This window comes from Streptomyces sp. NPDC040610, from assembly GCF_055594065.1.
The window spans coordinates 291,485-306,480 of sequence record NZ_JBVIXA010000009.1; the positions used below are offsets into that span (position 1 = coordinate 291,485).

At 70.8% G+C, this 14,996-nt stretch carries 13 protein-coding genes; 6 read left to right on the forward strand and 7 right to left on the reverse strand.

Annotation, left to right across the window (positions count from 1 at the left end; genetic code table 11):
- Positions 1-320: 320 nt before the first annotated feature.
- Together ACZ6AA_RS28905 and ACZ6AA_RS28910 are read left to right on the forward strand one after the other, a co-directional pair.
- Positions 321-869 (forward strand): DUF6082 family protein, encoded by a 549-nt coding sequence (locus ACZ6AA_RS28905; protein WP_471460746.1) that lies wholly within the window; start codon positions 321-323, stop codon positions 867-869.
- Between the two features lie 231 nt (positions 870-1,100).
- Entirely contained in the window at positions 1,101-1,337 is a 237-nt protein-coding gene (locus tag ACZ6AA_RS28910) for a hypothetical protein (protein WP_289944920.1), read from the forward strand.
- 242 nt (positions 1,338-1,579) lie between these two features.
- On the opposite strand, the gene ACZ6AA_RS28915 is transcribed toward ACZ6AA_RS28910, so the two are convergent.
- Positions 1,580-2,767 (reverse strand): citrate synthase/methylcitrate synthase, encoded by a 1,188-nt coding sequence (locus tag ACZ6AA_RS28915; protein ID WP_471460747.1) that lies wholly within the window; start codon positions 2,765-2,767, stop codon positions 1,580-1,582.
- Between the two features lie 120 nt (positions 2,768-2,887).
- Between ACZ6AA_RS28915 and ACZ6AA_RS28920 the strand changes: the two genes are divergently transcribed.
- The 4 genes from ACZ6AA_RS28920 (at position 2,888) to ACZ6AA_RS28935 (ending at position 7,585) form a co-directional block, all read left to right on the forward strand.
- Positions 2,888-4,216: a citrate synthase gene (locus tag ACZ6AA_RS28920; RefSeq protein ID WP_471460748.1), complete on the forward strand. Its 1,329-nt coding sequence runs from the start codon at positions 2,888-2,890 to the stop codon at positions 4,214-4,216.
- A 36-nt stretch (positions 4,217-4,252) separates the two neighbouring features.
- Positions 4,253-5,158 carry a sucrase ferredoxin gene (locus ACZ6AA_RS28925; protein ID WP_468483101.1) on the forward strand — a complete coding sequence of 302 codons (906 nt, stop codon included), beginning with the start codon at positions 4,253-4,255 and terminating at the stop codon, positions 5,156-5,158.
- Positions 5,159-5,240: 82 nt separating this feature from the next.
- Complete coding sequence (locus ACZ6AA_RS28930) at positions 5,241-6,911, forward strand: sensor histidine kinase (protein ID WP_471460749.1); 1,671 nt, start codon at positions 5,241-5,243, stop codon at positions 6,909-6,911.
- Complete coding sequence (locus ACZ6AA_RS28935; protein WP_468456197.1) at positions 6,908-7,585, forward strand: response regulator; 678 nt, start codon at positions 6,908-6,910, stop codon at positions 7,583-7,585. The genes ACZ6AA_RS28930 and ACZ6AA_RS28935 overlap by 4 nt, the downstream gene beginning before the upstream one ends.
- 4 nt (positions 7,586-7,589) lie before the next feature.
- Here the strand turns inward: ACZ6AA_RS28935 and ACZ6AA_RS28940 are convergent, their stop codons facing one another.
- From ACZ6AA_RS28940 to ACZ6AA_RS28965, 6 genes are all read right to left on the reverse strand, one after another.
- Positions 7,590-9,182 carry a solute symporter family protein gene (locus tag ACZ6AA_RS28940; protein ID WP_468456199.1) on the reverse strand — a complete coding sequence of 531 codons (1,593 nt, stop codon included), beginning with the start codon at positions 9,180-9,182 and terminating at the stop codon, positions 7,590-7,592.
- The gene (locus tag ACZ6AA_RS28945; protein ID WP_468456201.1) at positions 9,179-9,679 is read right to left on the reverse strand and encodes a DUF485 domain-containing protein; all 501 of its coding nucleotides are present in this window, start codon (positions 9,677-9,679) and stop codon (positions 9,179-9,181) included. Before ACZ6AA_RS28945 ends, ACZ6AA_RS28940 begins: the two co-directional genes overlap by 4 nt.
- Positions 9,680-9,792: 113 nt before the next feature.
- A complete protein-coding gene (locus ACZ6AA_RS28950) occupies positions 9,793-10,575 on the reverse strand; it encodes a response regulator (protein WP_468456203.1) in 783 nt (260 codons plus the stop codon).
- On the reverse strand, positions 10,572-11,663 hold the full coding sequence (locus tag ACZ6AA_RS28955) for a sensor histidine kinase (RefSeq protein WP_471460750.1): 1,092 nt from the start codon (positions 11,661-11,663) through the stop codon (positions 10,572-10,574). Before ACZ6AA_RS28955 ends, ACZ6AA_RS28950 begins: the two co-directional genes overlap by 4 nt.
- Positions 11,664-11,787: 124 nt before the next feature.
- The gene (locus ACZ6AA_RS28960) at positions 11,788-12,294 is read right to left on the reverse strand and encodes a DUF1453 domain-containing protein (protein ID WP_468456207.1); all 507 of its coding nucleotides are present in this window, start codon (positions 12,292-12,294) and stop codon (positions 11,788-11,790) included.
- A gap of 273 nt (positions 12,295-12,567) precedes the next feature.
- Positions 12,568-14,691: a DNA gyrase/topoisomerase IV subunit B gene (locus tag ACZ6AA_RS28965; protein WP_468456208.1), complete on the reverse strand. Its 2,124-nt coding sequence runs from the start codon at positions 14,689-14,691 to the stop codon at positions 12,568-12,570.
- Positions 14,692-14,996 lie beyond the last annotated feature (305 nt).

Genomic DNA, 14,996 nt, shown 5'->3' on the forward strand with positions numbered 1-14,996 from the left:
CAAGATGGATCAAGTCGCTCAAGACGTGTACACATCGCGGGCGACGAAGCTGTACGACGATTGAAGACCGCTCCAGGATATGTGCGCGTAGACGCGCCGGTTGGTGAACGATTGTTAGCGGCGCTCGCGGGGCACACACTGGGCACGGCGCAGGGAAATGTGGGCACCCTTTCCTTCCGTGCGCCTCCTCTCCGCCTCCCGGCCGATCAGAGCCGCTCGGCACCCTGGGAGACGGCAAGCGCCGCCCATCGCTCGCCGGTCCGCACCCTGTCGCCCCGCACCCGACGACCGGCGGACGGTCGCCTGATTCGGGGGTTGACATGACCACACAGAAACTTGGCACAGGGGGGCTCTGCTCCGTGGCCGGGGCGGGGCTCGCCCTCGCTGCCGGATGCCTCGCGCTCCTGGTCGCTCAGCAGCGCAAATACGCAGAGCTCCGCGTACAGGCGGACCGGGCGGAGCGCGCCGAGTGGCAGCGCGCCATGATGGCCGAGCAGCAGGAACTCCAGCTCTATCTGCTCCGGAAGGCGATCGAGGATCCCGATCTCGCGGCGGTCTACAGCGTCGCGGAAGCAGACTCGCCCACGCAGCGGCGTCAGTTCCTGTTCGCCAACGCGCTCTACACGAACGCGTTGCTCGCCTACCGCAGCGGCGTCGTCACCTGGGAGGAGCTCCACGGCCACCTGCGCTGGATCTGCACCAACCCGGTCTTCCGCCAGTACTGGCACGCCACCCGCCATCAGCGCGCCAGCCTGAAGGACTCCTCGGACGAAGCCCGGGTGGGCCGGATGACGGACACTCTGATCCGCGACTTGGACGAGGCCGACACCGACGAGTTCTGGGTGGTGGGTGAACCCCCGCCCGAATAGGGCCGGTTGGAGCAGCCCGTGTCCGGGGCGGGATAAGGAGCGGCTAACCTGTCCCCGCCCCGTCGTCCGCATCTTGGATGGCGGGCGCTGCGGCGCGTCCGCAACCCGGAGCGACGGCCCTTCTTGCGCCCGAGCCCCTCCTCTCGCACCACCTTCGCATCACCCATCAGACCGACACTCCACTACCGCCCCCTACCCATGACCGTTCACTCCTCAAGGACCGGGATCCACTTGAAGATCGTGCGCCGCATCGGTGCGTCACCACGGGAACGTGGCAGTCTCGCCGGCGACACCTGCCCCGACATCTTCGAACTCAGCAGCGGCGACTTCGCCGTCATCGGGACGGAAGCAACAGCGGCGCTCGACGGCGAGCTTCCCCCTGACGCCGCCCGTGCCCCTCATGAGCGCATCGTGATCGTCAGCCGCGAGACACTCGTCCGTGCGAAGGCCGACATCCCCAACAGCTGATCCCGCTGCGTGGAGTGATGACCGGCGCTCACCGCGCCCTCTCCGTCGAGGTCCTCCGGCCACCCCGTTGAGGCCGCCTCCGGATGACGAACTCCTCCGCTCACCCCACCGACCTTGCGTTCCGTGAGGCCCGGCGCCAGACCGGCACCGGGCCTCACAGCCGTTTCCGGCTCCTGCGGGCCCCAGGCCGACTCAAACCCGGGGCCGACTCAAACCCGGCCCGCCTCAAGCCCGGGGCTGCCTCAGACCCCCGCCCCCTCCGGCGCGGGCACCGGAACCGGCGGGACCGGCCCCGCATACCGCGCCGCAGGCCGGATGATCTTCGAGTCCTCCGCCTGCTCCAGGATGTTGGCGCTCCATCCGACCACTCGCGCCGAGGCGAACGTCGGCGTGAACATCTCGCGCGGCAGCCCGCACAGTTCCATGACCACGCCCGCGTAGAACTCCACGTTCGTGTGGAGTTCGCGGCCCGGCTTGAGCTCCGCGAGGATCGCCTCGACCTGCCGCTCCACCTCGACCGCGAACGCGACCAGGTCCCCGCCGAATCCTTGCGCGATCCCGCGGAGCATCCGGGAACGCGGGTCCTCGGTGCGGTACACCGGGTGCCCGAAGCCCATGATGCGTTCACCCGCGAGGACCCGTTCGCGGATCCACGGGTCGATGCGGTCGGGGGTGCCGATCGCGTCGAGCGTGTCCAGGGCCCGGCTCGGGGCGCCACCGTGCAGGGGCCCCGACAGCGCGCCGACGGCACCCACGAGACAGGCGGCCACATCCGCGCCGGTCGAGGCGATGACCCGGCCCGTGAACGTGGACGCGTTGAATCCATGGTCAATGGTGGAGATCAAGTATTGCTCGACCGCACGGGCCCGGTCGGCGTCCGGCCGTGAACCCGTGAGCATGTAGAGGTAGTTGTCGGCGTACGGGAGGTCGTCACTCGGCTCGACCGGGTCGAGGCCTTGGCCCAGCCGGTACAGCGCGGTGAGCAGCGTCGGCACGACGGCGGACGCGGCGAGCGCGTCGGCGCGCCGCCCGTCACCGTCGATGTCGTACACCGGGCGGAAGCCCTTGGCGGCCCCGAAGAGCGAAAGGGCCGAGCGCAGCCCGGCGAGCGGCCCCGACAGGGCGCTGGCCCGGGCGATGCCGGGCAGGGCCGCCCGCACCTCCTCGGGGAGGTGCCGCAGCTCGGCGGTCTGCTGGGCGAAGGCGGCTCGGTGCGCGGCGTCCGGCAGCGAGCCGTGGAACATCAGGTGCCAGACGTCCTCGAAGCTGCGGGTCTGCGCGAGCTCCACGGCGGAGTACTGGCGGTAGTGATAGAAGCCCTCGCGCCCCCGGACGTCACCGAGTTGGGTCTCGGTGACGACGACACCCGCGAGTCCGCGTGGGACCTCGACGGGAGCGGTGGGGGCGGCGGCGGAGCCATTGATCGGCATGTTGTTCCTCGACTTCCTCCCTGGACTTGATTCGACTGTCCATGCTTGACTGAAGCTCTGTCAATATTGATTGAATCAATATGACGATGCGGATATCGGGACATGGATACGGTGACGCCCATGACGGATCAAGAAGCGGGTCACAGCGCATCCGCGCGCGCAGACCGCCGCCTGAGCACCAAGGAAGCCGCGGAACTCCTCGGCGTGAAGCCGGAGACCGTGTACGCGTACGTGAGCCGCGGCCAGCTCAGCAGCCGCCGCGGCCCCGGCGCACGGGGCAGCACCTTCGACCCCAAGGAGGTCCAGGCACTGGCCCGCAGGAACAGGCGCGAGCCCGCCGCGGCCTCCGGGGCCAACGAACTCTCCGTACGCACCCGCATCACCCTGATCGAGAAGGACCGCTACTACTTCCGCGGCGTGGACGCGGCCGCGCTGGCCCTGCGCCACTCCTACGAAGAGGTCGCCGAGTGGCTGTGGACCGGCGTACTGCGGCCGGGCATCCACTTCACGGCACCCCCGGAGCCGTCCGGCTCGGCACGTCTGGCCGTGCGCGCGCTCCCGGAGCACTGCGGCCCCACGGACCGTCTGCGCGTGGCGGCCATCGCCGCGGGAGCATCCGACCCGCTCCGCTTCGACCTCTCCGAGGAAGCCGTCATCGGCACGGCCCGCACCCTGATCCCGACTCTCGTGGCCGCGCTCCCGCCCCTGCTGCCCACCCACCGGGACGGCGGCCCGCTCGCCGGACGCCTGTGGGGACGCCTCAGCGGCCACAAGCCCGATGACGCGTCCCTGCACGCCCTGGACACCGCGCTCGCGCTGCTCGTGGACCACGACCTGGCGGCGTCCACGCTGGCGGTCCGCGTCGCGGCATCGGCACGCGCCCACCCGTACGCGGCCGTGTCGGCGGGTCTCGGTGTCCTGGAGGGCCCCCTGCACGGCGCGGCCAGCGGCCTCGCCCACCGCATGATCCTGGAGGTCCTCGACCGCGGCACGGCGGCGCCCGTCGTCGCGAACGAGCTGCGCGCGGGCCGCCGCGTCCCCGGCCTCGGCCATCGCGTCTACGAGGGCGAGGACCCCCGCGCACAGGCGCTGCTCGGCCTCCTGGAGACGATGCCGAAGGCCGGCCCGGCGCTGGCGGCGGCCCGTGACGTGATGGCCACCACGGCCCGCCACACCGACCTGCACGCCAATGTCGACCTCCCGCTCGCCGTCCTCACGGCGTCGTCCGGCATGGCCGCGGAGGCGGGGGAGGCCGTCTTCGCCGTGGCGCGCACCGCCGGGTGGATCGCGCACGCCCTGGAGGAGTACGGGGAGCGGCCCATGCGGATGCGTCCCGTGGGGCAGTACGTCGGGACGCGGCCGCCCCAGCCGCTGCCGGAGGCGCAGGGCTTGTCCGGCTCGTCCGAGGTACCCGGCGCGAACGCCGCGCCCGGCTCGCCCAGCAGGTGAAACCGGCTGGTCCGGGCGCGGGTTAGGCTCACCTCCGTGAGTACGTGCGCGACCGCCTCGCGGGATCTGGACGAACCTCTGCCGGGCACCGCGGCCACCGCCAGGACCTGGCTGCTCCTGGAACAGCCCGGCCCCTGGGGCGCCAAGGCGCTCACGTCGAGCCATCTCGATCCGGACGTGGGCCGCGCCCTGGAGCGGGCGGCCGAGTCGACCGGCGTACGGGTCGCGCTCATCCGGCGCCCGGGGCGTCACGCCGACTGCCACACACCCGCGCGGCACCGCGTCTACGTAGCCCACACCGTCCCGGGAAACGCCTGGCTGCGCTCCCATGTGGTGGACGAACCACGGCAGTTGCTGGACCTGGATTTCGCGGCGCTCGGCGCGGGTGACCACGGTGGTTTCGGCACACCGCACACGGGCGAGCCGCTGGCGCTCGTGTGCACGAACGGCAAGCGCGACCGCTGCTGCGCCCTGCTCGGCAGGCCGCTGGCCGCTGAACTGACCGCCTCCGGAGAGGAAGGCGTCTGGGAGATCACTCATCTGGGTGGTCATCGCTTCTCCCCCACGCTCCTCGTCCTGCCGCACGGCTACGCGTACGGCCGTACGGGGGCGCACGCCGTCAAGGAGATCCTGCAGGCGGTGCGTGAGGACCGCGTCGTCACCGAAGGGTGCCGGGGCAGCTCCGCATGGGAGCGCCCCGGCCAGGCCGCGGAGCTGGCGGTGCGCACAGCCGCGCGGGAGGACACGCCGGGAGCGCTCAGCGTCGTGAGCACGACGGGCGGCGCTCCGCGCTGGGAGGTGACGGTCGCCCACACCGACGGCCGGCGCTGGCGGGTCACCGTCGCGCAGGGTGCCTCCTTGCCGCCGCGCCCGGAGAGCTGCGGGGCAGCGCTGGGGTCGCCCGCGCGGATGGACGTGATGGCGGTCCGGGAGATCGTGTAGGGCCGCACGGCCGACGGGCCCCGGGAGATCCACGCCACACTCCCTTCGGAGCAGGGCGCCCCTCGCCGTACCGTTCGTACACATGAGCCCGACTCCCCCTGCCCGACGTCTGCGCCTCGGCCTGCCGCGGCGCGTCTTCTCGCAGGTGCTGCTGATGCAGCTGGCGATCGCCGCCGGGGTCGCCGTGCTCGCCACCGGGCTCTTCCTCGCGCCGCTCAGCGACCAGCTGGACGACCAGGCGATGCGCCGGGCCCTCGCCATCGCGCAGACGACGGCGGCGCAGCCCCGGGTCGCCCAGGACCTGGCCTCCTCGCGCCCCTCGGCCGACGGGCCGGTGCAGGCCGCGGCGGAGCGGATCCGCAAGGCCAGCGGCGCCGAGTACGTCGTGATCATGAACAAGGAGGGTGTGCGCTGGTCGCACACGGACCGCGACGAGGTGGGCAGGGTCGTCTCGACGGACCCCAGCGACGCGCTCGCGGGCCGCGACGTCATGGAGATCGACAACGGCACGCTCGGCCGCTCCGCGCGCGGGAAGGTGCCCTTGCGGGACACGAGCGGCACGATCGTGGGCGCTGTCTCCGTAGGCATCGAGTACGACAGCGTGCGCGCCCGGCTGATCCATACGATCCCGAGCCTGTTCGCGTACGCGGGCGGGGCGCTGGCCGTCGGGGCGCTCGCCGCCTATCTGATCTCGCGCAGGGTGCACCGTCAGACGCGTGACCTCGCGTTCTCCGACATCTCTGCGTTGCTCGCGGAGCGCGAGGCGATGCTGCACGGCATCCGTGAGGGTGTCGTCGCCCTGGACCGCGGCGGCAGGATCCGGCTGCTCAACGACGAGGCACAGCGGCTCCTGGGGCTCGGTACGGAGGCCATCGGGGAGTCCCTGGAGGCGGCGCTCGGCGAGGGCCGCACCACCGATGTCCTGTCGGGTCGCGTCACCGGCACCGATCTGCTGACGGTACGCGGCCAGCGGGTTCTGGTCGCCAACCGCATGCCCACGGACGACGGCGGCGCCGTCGCGACCCTGCGCGACCGCACCGAACTGGAACAGCTCGGCCGGGAACTCGACTCCACACGCGGCCTCATCGACGCCCTGCGCGCCCAGGACCACGAGCACGCCAACCGCATGCACACCCTGCTCGGCCTGCTCGAACTGGAGATGTACGAGGAGGCCGCGGAGTTCGTGGGCGAGGTGGCGGGCGCGCACCGGGTGACCGCCGAGCAGATCACCGAGAAGATCCACGACCCGCTCCTGTCGGCCCTGCTGGTCGGCAAGGCGACCGTCGCCGCGGAGCGCGGCGTGGCACTCGCCGTCTCGGCGGACACCGCTCTGCCCGACCGGCTCGTCGACCCCGGAGGGCTCGTCACGATTGTCGGCAACCTCGTCGACAACGCGCTGGACGCGGCGGCAACCCTGCGGCCCGGGGCCGCGGTCACCGGGCACGCGCGCGTGGAGGTCGCTCTGCGCACCGAGGGACCGGAGGGGCGCACAGTGGTGCTTCGGGTACGCGACTCGGGTCCCGGTGTGCCGGCGGAGCAGCGTGAGTCGGTGTTCACGGAGGGCTGGAGCACCAAGGAGCCGCCTGCGCACGGGAAGCGCGGCATCGGGCTCGCTCTGGTGCGCAGGCTCGCCGAGCGGCAGGGCGGCAGTGTGGCGGTCGGTGCGGCGCCCGGCGGTGGCGCCGAGTTCACGGTCGTACTGCCCGAGGGGCTCGCGGAGCTGCGGCCGGTGGCCGCGGAGGAGGCACGATGATCGAGGTTCTGGTCGTGGACGACGACGTGCGCGTGGCGAACGTCAACGCGGCCTACGTGGAGAAGGTTCCGGGTTTCCGGGTGGCCGGGCGCGCGCACAGCGCCACCGAGGCGCTGCGCCTCGTCGAGGAGCTGCCGGTCGATCTGGTGCTGCTTGATCACTATTTGCCGGACGAGACGGGCCTGGCCGTGGTCCGCTCGCTGCGTGAGCGCGGGCACCCCACCGACGTGATCATGGTGACGGCGGCCCGTGACATCGCCACGGTGCAGGCCGCGATGCGTCATGGCGCGCTGCAGTACCTGGTCAAGCCCTTCTCGTACGCGGGACTTCGCGCCAAGCTCGACGCGTACGCGACGCTGCGCCGCACTCTCGACGGTGGCGGCGAGGCGGAGCAGGCCGAGGTCGACCGCATTTTCGGTGCCCTCTCGGCCACACCGGCGCCGGAGCTGCCCAAGGGGCACTCCCCCACGACCGCGGAGCTGGTCCGCAGGGCGCTGATGGCGGCTGAGGGGCCGATCTCCGCCCAGGAGCTGGCGGAGTGCACCGGGCTGAGCCGCCAGACCGCACAGCGCTATCTGAAGCTCCTGGAGCGCACGGGCCGTGTGCGGCTGAGCCTGAAGTACGGCGACACGGGCCGCCCGGAACACCGCTACGCGTGGTCGTCCTCCTCCTGACCCGCTATGCGGCGCCCGCTCCGGTCAGCGACCGCACCTCTGTCTCCGCGTGCTTGGCCTTGTCCGCCGGGTCCGACGAGGTGACCGTGCCGAACCATCCCGCGAGGAAGCCGAGCGGAATCGACACGAGTCCGGGGTTCTCCAGCGGGAAGTACTGGAAGTCCACACCGGGGAAGAGGGAGTTCGGGCTTCCGGAGACCACGGGCGACAACACCACGAGCACCAGCGAGGGCAGCAGCCCCCCGTAGACGGACCAGACGGCGCCCCGTGTGGTGAACTGCCGCCAGAACAGCGAGTAGAGCAGCACTGGCAGGTTCGCCGACGCCGCGACCGCGAAGGCCAGGCCGACGAGGAACGCGACGTTGAGGTCGCGGGCGACCAGGCCGAGCGCGATCGCGACCGCGCCGATCCCCACCGCCGCGACCCGCGCCACCGCGACCTCGCTGCGCGGCTTGGCGTTCTTGCGCCGCAGCGAGGCATAGAGGTCATGGGCCACGGACGCCGAGGAGGCGAGCGTGATCCCGGCGACCACGGCGAGGATCGTGGCGAACGCGACGGCGGCCACGACCGCGAAAAGAACCGTTCCGCCCGTGGAGTCCGCACCGCCGCCCAGATCGAGCGCGAGCAGCGGAACCGCGGTGTTCCCCGCCGCGTTCGAGCCACGCACCGCGTCGGTCCCGACGATCGCCGCCGCCCCGAAGCCGAGCACGATCGTCATCAGGTAGAAGCTGCCGATGAGACCGATGGACCAGACGACCGAGCGGCGGGCGGCGCGTGCGGTCGGCACCGTGTAGAAGCGCGACAGGATGTGCGGCAGTCCGGCGGTGCCGAGCACCAGCGCTAGGCCGAGGCTGATGAAGTCGAACCGCGAGGTCCAGTCCCCGCCGTACTTCAGCCCGGGCGCCAGGAACTGCGCGCCATGCCCACTGCGGTCGGCGGCCGTCCGCAGCAACTGGTCGAAGTCGCCGTGGAAGCGCATCAGCACGAGCACGGTGAGCGCGATGGCCCCGGCCATCAGCAGGACCGCCTTGACGATCTGGATCCACGTGGTGGCTCGCATCCCTCCCATCGACACATAGATGACCATGAGCGCGCCGACGCCGATCACCGTCCAGGTCTGCGCCGCCTCGCTCGTCCCGCCCAGCAGCAACGCGACCAGTGAGCCCGCCCCCACCATCTGCGCCACCAGATAGAGAACGGACACGGTCACCGAGGAAGTTCCCGCCGCGATCCGCACCGGACGCTCCCGCATCCGCGCCGCCACCACGTCGGCGAGCGTGAACCGCCCGCAGTTGCGCACCAGTTCGGCCACCAGGAACAGCACGACGAGCCAGGCCACCAGGAAGCCCACCGAATAGAGCAGCCCGTCGTAGCCGTAGAGCGCGATCAGCCCGGAGATACCGAGGAACGAGGCCGCCGACATGTAGTCGCCCGCGATGGCAAAACCATTCTCCATGGGCGAGAACAACCGACCGCCCGCGTAGAACTCCTCCGCGGAGCCGTGCCGGTGACGGCTCACATACGTCGTGATCCCCAGCGTGACCGCGACGAACGCCCCGAACAGGACCAGCGCCAGAGTCTGGTGATCCCCCGTCACCGCTCGGCCCCCTGGCGCAGTTCCTGCTCCCGCTTCTGCTCGAACACGGCCCACCGCAGATCGAGCGCCGCCTTGTCCCGCCGCAGTCGGGCATGCCGTGCGTACGCCCACGTCAGCAGGAACGTTGTGGCGAACTGCGCGAGGCCCGCGACCATCGCGACGTTCACCGCTCCGCTGACGGGGCGCGCCATCAGGCCCGGCGCCGCCGTCGCGGTCACGACATACGCCACGTACCAGGTGAAGAAGGCGGCCACGGCGGGGATCACGAACCGTCGATACCGACGGCGCACCTCCTGGAAGGCCGCGCTCGCCTGCACCTCCAGATAGATGTCGGCGGCACTCCGCTCCGGCACGGCGGCCGGCGCCGGTACTGCGGGCGCCGTGGGTGCGCCGGTGCCGTCCAGCTCGCCCCATCCGGAGGCCAGCTCGTCGTACCACGGATCCTTCAGATCACCGGGTCGGACCCGCCCGGCGTCGCGGCCGTCGTGCTTCTCCACCGAACTCTCCTTGTCCGCGGCCTGATCCGGCCGCGTGCCCAAGGATGGGCAGATCGGGAAGATCCGTGACTCTTCTCTCCCTGCTCTTCACCCCATCAGGTGACGGAAGCTCCTCACCCCCGCGTTCCGCCCGGCGGCTGCGCGAGGCCGTGCCGGTAGGCGTAACGCACCGCCTGCGCACGGTCCTTGAGTCCCGCCTTGGCGAAGAGGTTGTTGATGTGGGTCTTCACCGTGGCGGTGGAGACGTGCAGCGCCCGCGCGATCTCCTGGTTCGTCATCCCTTCCGCGATCAGAGCGATCACCTCCGTCTCCCGCAGAGTCAGTCCGTCCGGGGGCTCCGCCGGGCGCGTGGCCTCCACGGGCTCCGAAAGCCGCTCGAGGAGGCGCCGTTGGATCTTCGGCGAGAGCCCCGCGTCCCCCGAGAGCACGTCCTCGACGGCCCGCACGATCTCCTCACCGCCCGCGTCCTTGGTGAGATAGCCCCGCGCCCCGGCCTTGAGCGCCGGGAACAGCGACTCGTCGTCGGCGTACGTCGTGAGCACCACGACCTGCGTGCCCGGATACTGCGACCGGATCCGCCGCGTGGCCTCCGCCCCGTCGCAGCGCGGCATGCGCAGGTCCATCAGGACCACGTCCGGCGAGAGTTCCGCGACGAGCCGCACCGCCTCCTCGCCGTCACCCCCGGCACCGACGACCTCAATGCCCGGCAGCAGTCCCAGCAGCATCACGATCCCCTCGCGCACCACGGTCTGATCGTCGACCACGACCACCCGCGCGGGCGGCCTGCCGACACCACCACCATCGCCCGCGCCCCGCGGAACCACGCCCTCACCACCACTGCCCGTGCCCCGCCGACCGGCGACACCAGCCTCGGGGGACCCGTCGTCCATCGTCATCCCGGCACCTTCAACCGCACCGCGAAGCCTTCCTGTTCCGGACCTGCCTCCAGTGAGCCGCCCAGCAGTTCGGCGCGCTCCCGCATGCCCAGCAGACCGTACCCGGCTCCCGAAGCCGCGAGTTCGCCCGGCGAACCGCCCGAGTCCCGCACGTCCAGCGTCACCTCCCCCTCCCCGTACTCGAGGAGGACCGTCACCTCGGCCCCCCTCGCGTGCTTGCGCACGTTCGTCAACGCCTCCTGAGCCACGCGACGCACCGCCTGGGACGCCTCTGCCGTCAGGGCCCGCCGCTCCCCTGTGACCGCCACCGATGCCCCGTCCGAGGACACCAGTTCCCGCAGGAAGTCCTCCACCGGTGTCATCTCACCACGCAGCGCGGACAGTGCCTGCCGCGTCTCGGCCAGTCCTTCCGAAGCCATGGACCGGGCGGCCACCACGCGCCCGAGGATCTGCTGCCGGTCGCCGTCGCCCTCGATCAACAGCCTGGCCGCCTCCAGATGGACGAGCTGGGCGGACAGGCTGTGCGCGAGCACATCGTGGATCTCCCGGGCGATCCGCCCCCGCTCGGCCAACGCCGCCGACTCGGCCTCGGCAACGCGTGCCGCACGCTCCTGGGCCAGCAACTGCTGGGCGCTGCCCCGGGCTTCCGCGTCCAGCCGCAGCACATACCCGGCGAGGGCGAGCCCCGCGGTCACGGCCGCCGTCGTCGGCCAGGGGTCCTCATTCACCAGAGCGAACGCCGCGAGGGCCGCCCCTGTCGCGATCACAGCTGCCCCCAGTGGCAACCGCTCCATCGACATGATGGCGGCAGCGCACCACAGCACGGCCGCCGGAAGGTCGAAGCCGGTCGCGTGGGCCGCGAAGCCCACCGTCAGGACAAGAGCGAGCGACCCCAGGGACAGCCACAACCGCTGCTCCAACGTGGCGCGGAAGTACACCACGAGGGCTGCCCCGCAGACGACGATGGCGACCAACCCCAGCGCGATCCCCCAGCCCGGGACTCCGCCTCGGAAGAGGGTGCTCCAGAGCAGCAGGCCGATGAACACCGCGCGCACGAGCCAGCTGAGCAACCGCCGGGGGCACGTCATCCTCTCGCTGGACAGGGCCTCTCGCGATGGCCAGCGCGTCCAGGTGTCACGCGTGACGGACGGCCCGCTCCCTCGGGGAGCCCCGGGGCCGGCGAGGTCTGTCCCCCTCAGTGTGGGCATTTTGTCACCGTACGCCGCCGGTCAGGGCCCGTGCCGGGCGCAGGGCCTGGGCCCGCAGTTCCAGGATGCCCGCGCGCACCAGCAGCGAGGCGGCCAGGGCGACCAGGAGCGCGCCGGAGCCCTGGTGGATGCCGATGAGGAGGCCTGCCCCCATGAGCCCGAGCCGTGCGGCTATGCCGACGACCCAGACGACCGCCGTGGACTTGGTGCCACGGGTCCACACGGACCCGTCCTGCTCGGTCCAGACGCGGCTGGTCCAGGCCCAGGCGGCGCCCATCAGGAGCCCCACGACGATCTCGCCGCCGAGCAGCACGAGGGAGGCCGTCTCATGCTGGGTGTCGACGACACCGGAGCCCTTGAGGCCGACGTAGCCGAGCACCACGGGCACCAGCCACCAGCGTTTGGAGCCGGTCATGCGCTGCGGCTGCGTCTGGCGTATGACGACGAGAGCGACTGCGGCAAGGATCAGTAGCGCGTTGGCGAACCCGGGCATCACAGCCTCCGATGGCATGCGCGGACGATGAAGACGGATGAAGAAGTACGCCTTCGACGCTACGGAATCAGCCTGGTCAGAGGATCGGAGCAAGGGTGGATCATGGGTGGATCCGGCGTCTCCACCCGTGGGTGGAGACGCCCGTCATGAAGCCCTCCGGTCGCGCAGACACGGGCTCCCCGCGTGCTCCGGCGCCCCGACGAGGACGCACCCGGCGCACACGGGGCACTCACAGGTTCACGTACACGCCCGCACGGATCTCACGCGTTCAAGCCACGCATCGCACGGATCTCACGCGTCGATGCGCGACCGGTCCAGCGTCGCCGCCGAGCTCGTGATGAACTCCTTGCGCGGCGCGACCTCGTTGCCCATGAGCAGGTCGAAGACCTGCTCCGCCGATTCGAGGTCGGAGATGTTGATCCGGCGCAGGGTGCGATAGCGCGGGTCCATTGTCGTCTCGGCCAGCTGGTCGGCGTCCATCTCGCCCAGGCCCTTGTAGCGCTGGATGGAGTCCTTGTACCGCACGCCCTTGCGCTCGAACTCGAGCAGGGTGTCGCGCAGCTCGCGGTCCGAGTACGTGTAGACGTACTTGTCCTGGCCCTTCTTGGGCTGGACCAACTCGATCCGGTGCAGCGGCGGCACGGCGGCGAACACACGGCCCGCCTCGACCATGGGCCGCATGTACCGCTGGAACAGGGTCAACAGCAGGATGCGGATGTGCGCGCCGTCGACATCGGCGTCGACCAGCAGGATGATCTTGCCGTAGCGCGCCGCGTCGATGTCGAAGGTCCGGCCGGACCCGGCTCCTATGACCTGGATGATCGCGCCGCACTCGGCGTTCTTGAGCATGTCCGAGACCGAGGCCTTCTGGACGTTGAGGATCTTGCCGCGGATGGGCAACAGGGCCTGGAACTCAGAGTTCCGAGCGAGCTTGGCGGTGCCGAGGGCGGAGTCTCCCTCGACGATGAACAGCTCGCTGCGGTCGACGTCGTCGCTGCGGCAGTCGGCGAGCTTCGCGGGCAGCGAGGAGGACTCCAGGGCGGTCTTCCGGCGCTGGGCGTCCTTGTGCTGGCGGGCCGCGATGCGCGTGCGGGCGGCGGCGACGGCCTTCTCCATGACGGAGCGCGCCTGCGCCTTGGCGTCACGCTTGGTGGACGTCAGGAACGCCTTGAGCTCCTTGGCGATGACGTTGGCGACGATGCGGTTGGCCGCCGAGGTGCCGAGGACTTCCTTCGTCTGGCCCTCGAACTGGGGCTCCGCGAGGCGCACGGTGACGACGGCGGTGAGGCCCTCCAGGGCATCGTCCTTGACGATGTCGTCCTCGGCGACGCGCAGCAGCTTCTGCGCGCGCAGTGCCTCGTTCATCGTCTTCGTGAGCGACCGCTCGAAGCCGGTCACGTGCGTGCCGCCCTTGGGGGTGGCGATGATGTTGACGAAGGACCTGACCGTCGTGTCGTACCCCGTGCCCCAGCGCAGCGCGACATCCACGCCGAGCTCCCGGGTGACCTCGGTCGGCGTCATCTGACCGTGGTCGTCGAGGACGGGCACGGTCTCCTTGAAGGTGCCCTGGCCGGAGAAGCGGAGGACGTCGCAGACGGCCTTGTCCTGCGCCAGGTACTCGCAGAACTCGCTGATTCCGCCGTCGAAGCGGAAGGATTCCTCGCCCTTCGTGCCACCGTCGCCGAGACCGAACTCGTCCCGCACGACGATGGTCAGTCCGGGCACCAGGAAGGCAGTCTGGCGGGCGCGCTGGTGCAGGTTCTCCAGGCTGAGCCGAGCGTCCTTGAGGAAGATCTGACGGTCGGCCCAGTAGCGCACGCGCGTGCCGGTGCGGGTCTTGGGGATCTTCTTGACCTTGCTCAGCCGTGCCGCCGGGTCGAACGCCGCGTCCGCGCCGGGCTTGGCGAAGGCTCCGGGGACACCGCGCCGGAAGCTGATGGCGTGCGTGTGCCCGGCACGGTCCACCTCGACGTCGAGACGGGCCGACAGGGCGTTCACCACGGAGGCGCCCACGCCGTGCAGACCGCCGGAAGCCGCGTACGAACCGCCGCCGAACTTGCCACCCGCGTGCAGCTTGGTCATGACGACCTCGACACCGGAGAGCCCCGTCTTGGGCTCGACGTCGACCGGGATGCCTCGGCCGTTGTCCCGGACCTCCACGGAGGCGTCGTCGTGGAGGATGACCTCGATGTGGTCGCAGTACCCGCCCAGGGCCTCGTCGACGGAGTTGTCGATGATCTCCCAGAGGCAGTGCATCAGACCGCGGCTGTCCGTCGACCCGATGTACATGCCCGGGCGCTTGCGGACGGCTTCGAGCCCCTCCAGGACGAGAAGGTGCCGCGCGGTGTAGTTGGAACCGTCCCGGTCTGCTCCGGTCAGCAACGCTGTGGACGGCACGGACGTCTCGGCGGTCACGCGGTTCGCTCCTCGCTGAATTTCAAGGGAGGCCCTTTGGGGTAAGGGCCCGGCTTCTACTGCCCGTCAGAGGGTACCGAGGCCTGGTAGAGCCGTTGTCACGCCACCCTCGACTCGGCCCAGACTAGTCCAGAAGCGTACGCGTGTTCGATCGCTCGATGGAGTGAAGCACACATCACGTTCCCTTCCAGGCATGAACCATTTAGGCTCCGGGCACGTCCTCATGAACAACCGGCAAGCCAGCCGGCGAGGACCTGACCTGACAGACAGCGCGAAACCGTACGACAGCAATACGGCACATTCGC

Coding starts and splice junctions, on each gene's coding strand:
- ACZ6AA_RS28950 (WP_468456203.1), bottom strand. CDS start 10,575: ATGACGATGGACGACGGGTCCCCCGAGGCTGGTGTCGCCGGTCGGCGG.
- ACZ6AA_RS28955 (WP_471460750.1), bottom strand. CDS start 11,663: ATGACGTGCCCCCGGCGGTTGCTCAGCTGGCTCGTGCGCGCGGTGTTC.
- ACZ6AA_RS28915 (WP_471460747.1), bottom strand. CDS start 2,767: ATGCCGATCAATGGCTCCGCCGCCGCCCCCACCGCTCCCGTCGAGGTC.
- ACZ6AA_RS28920 (WP_471460748.1), top strand. CDS start 2,888: ATGACGGATCAAGAAGCGGGTCACAGCGCATCCGCGCGCGCAGACCGC.
- ACZ6AA_RS28905 (WP_471460746.1), top strand. CDS start 321: ATGACCACACAGAAACTTGGCACAGGGGGGCTCTGCTCCGTGGCCGGG.
- ACZ6AA_RS28935 (WP_468456197.1), top strand. CDS start 6,908: ATGATCGAGGTTCTGGTCGTGGACGACGACGTGCGCGTGGCGAACGTC.
- ACZ6AA_RS28930 (WP_471460749.1), top strand. CDS start 5,241: ATGAGCCCGACTCCCCCTGCCCGACGTCTGCGCCTCGGCCTGCCGCGG.
- ACZ6AA_RS28960 (WP_468456207.1), bottom strand. CDS start 12,294: ATGCCATCGGAGGCTGTGATGCCCGGGTTCGCCAACGCGCTACTGATC.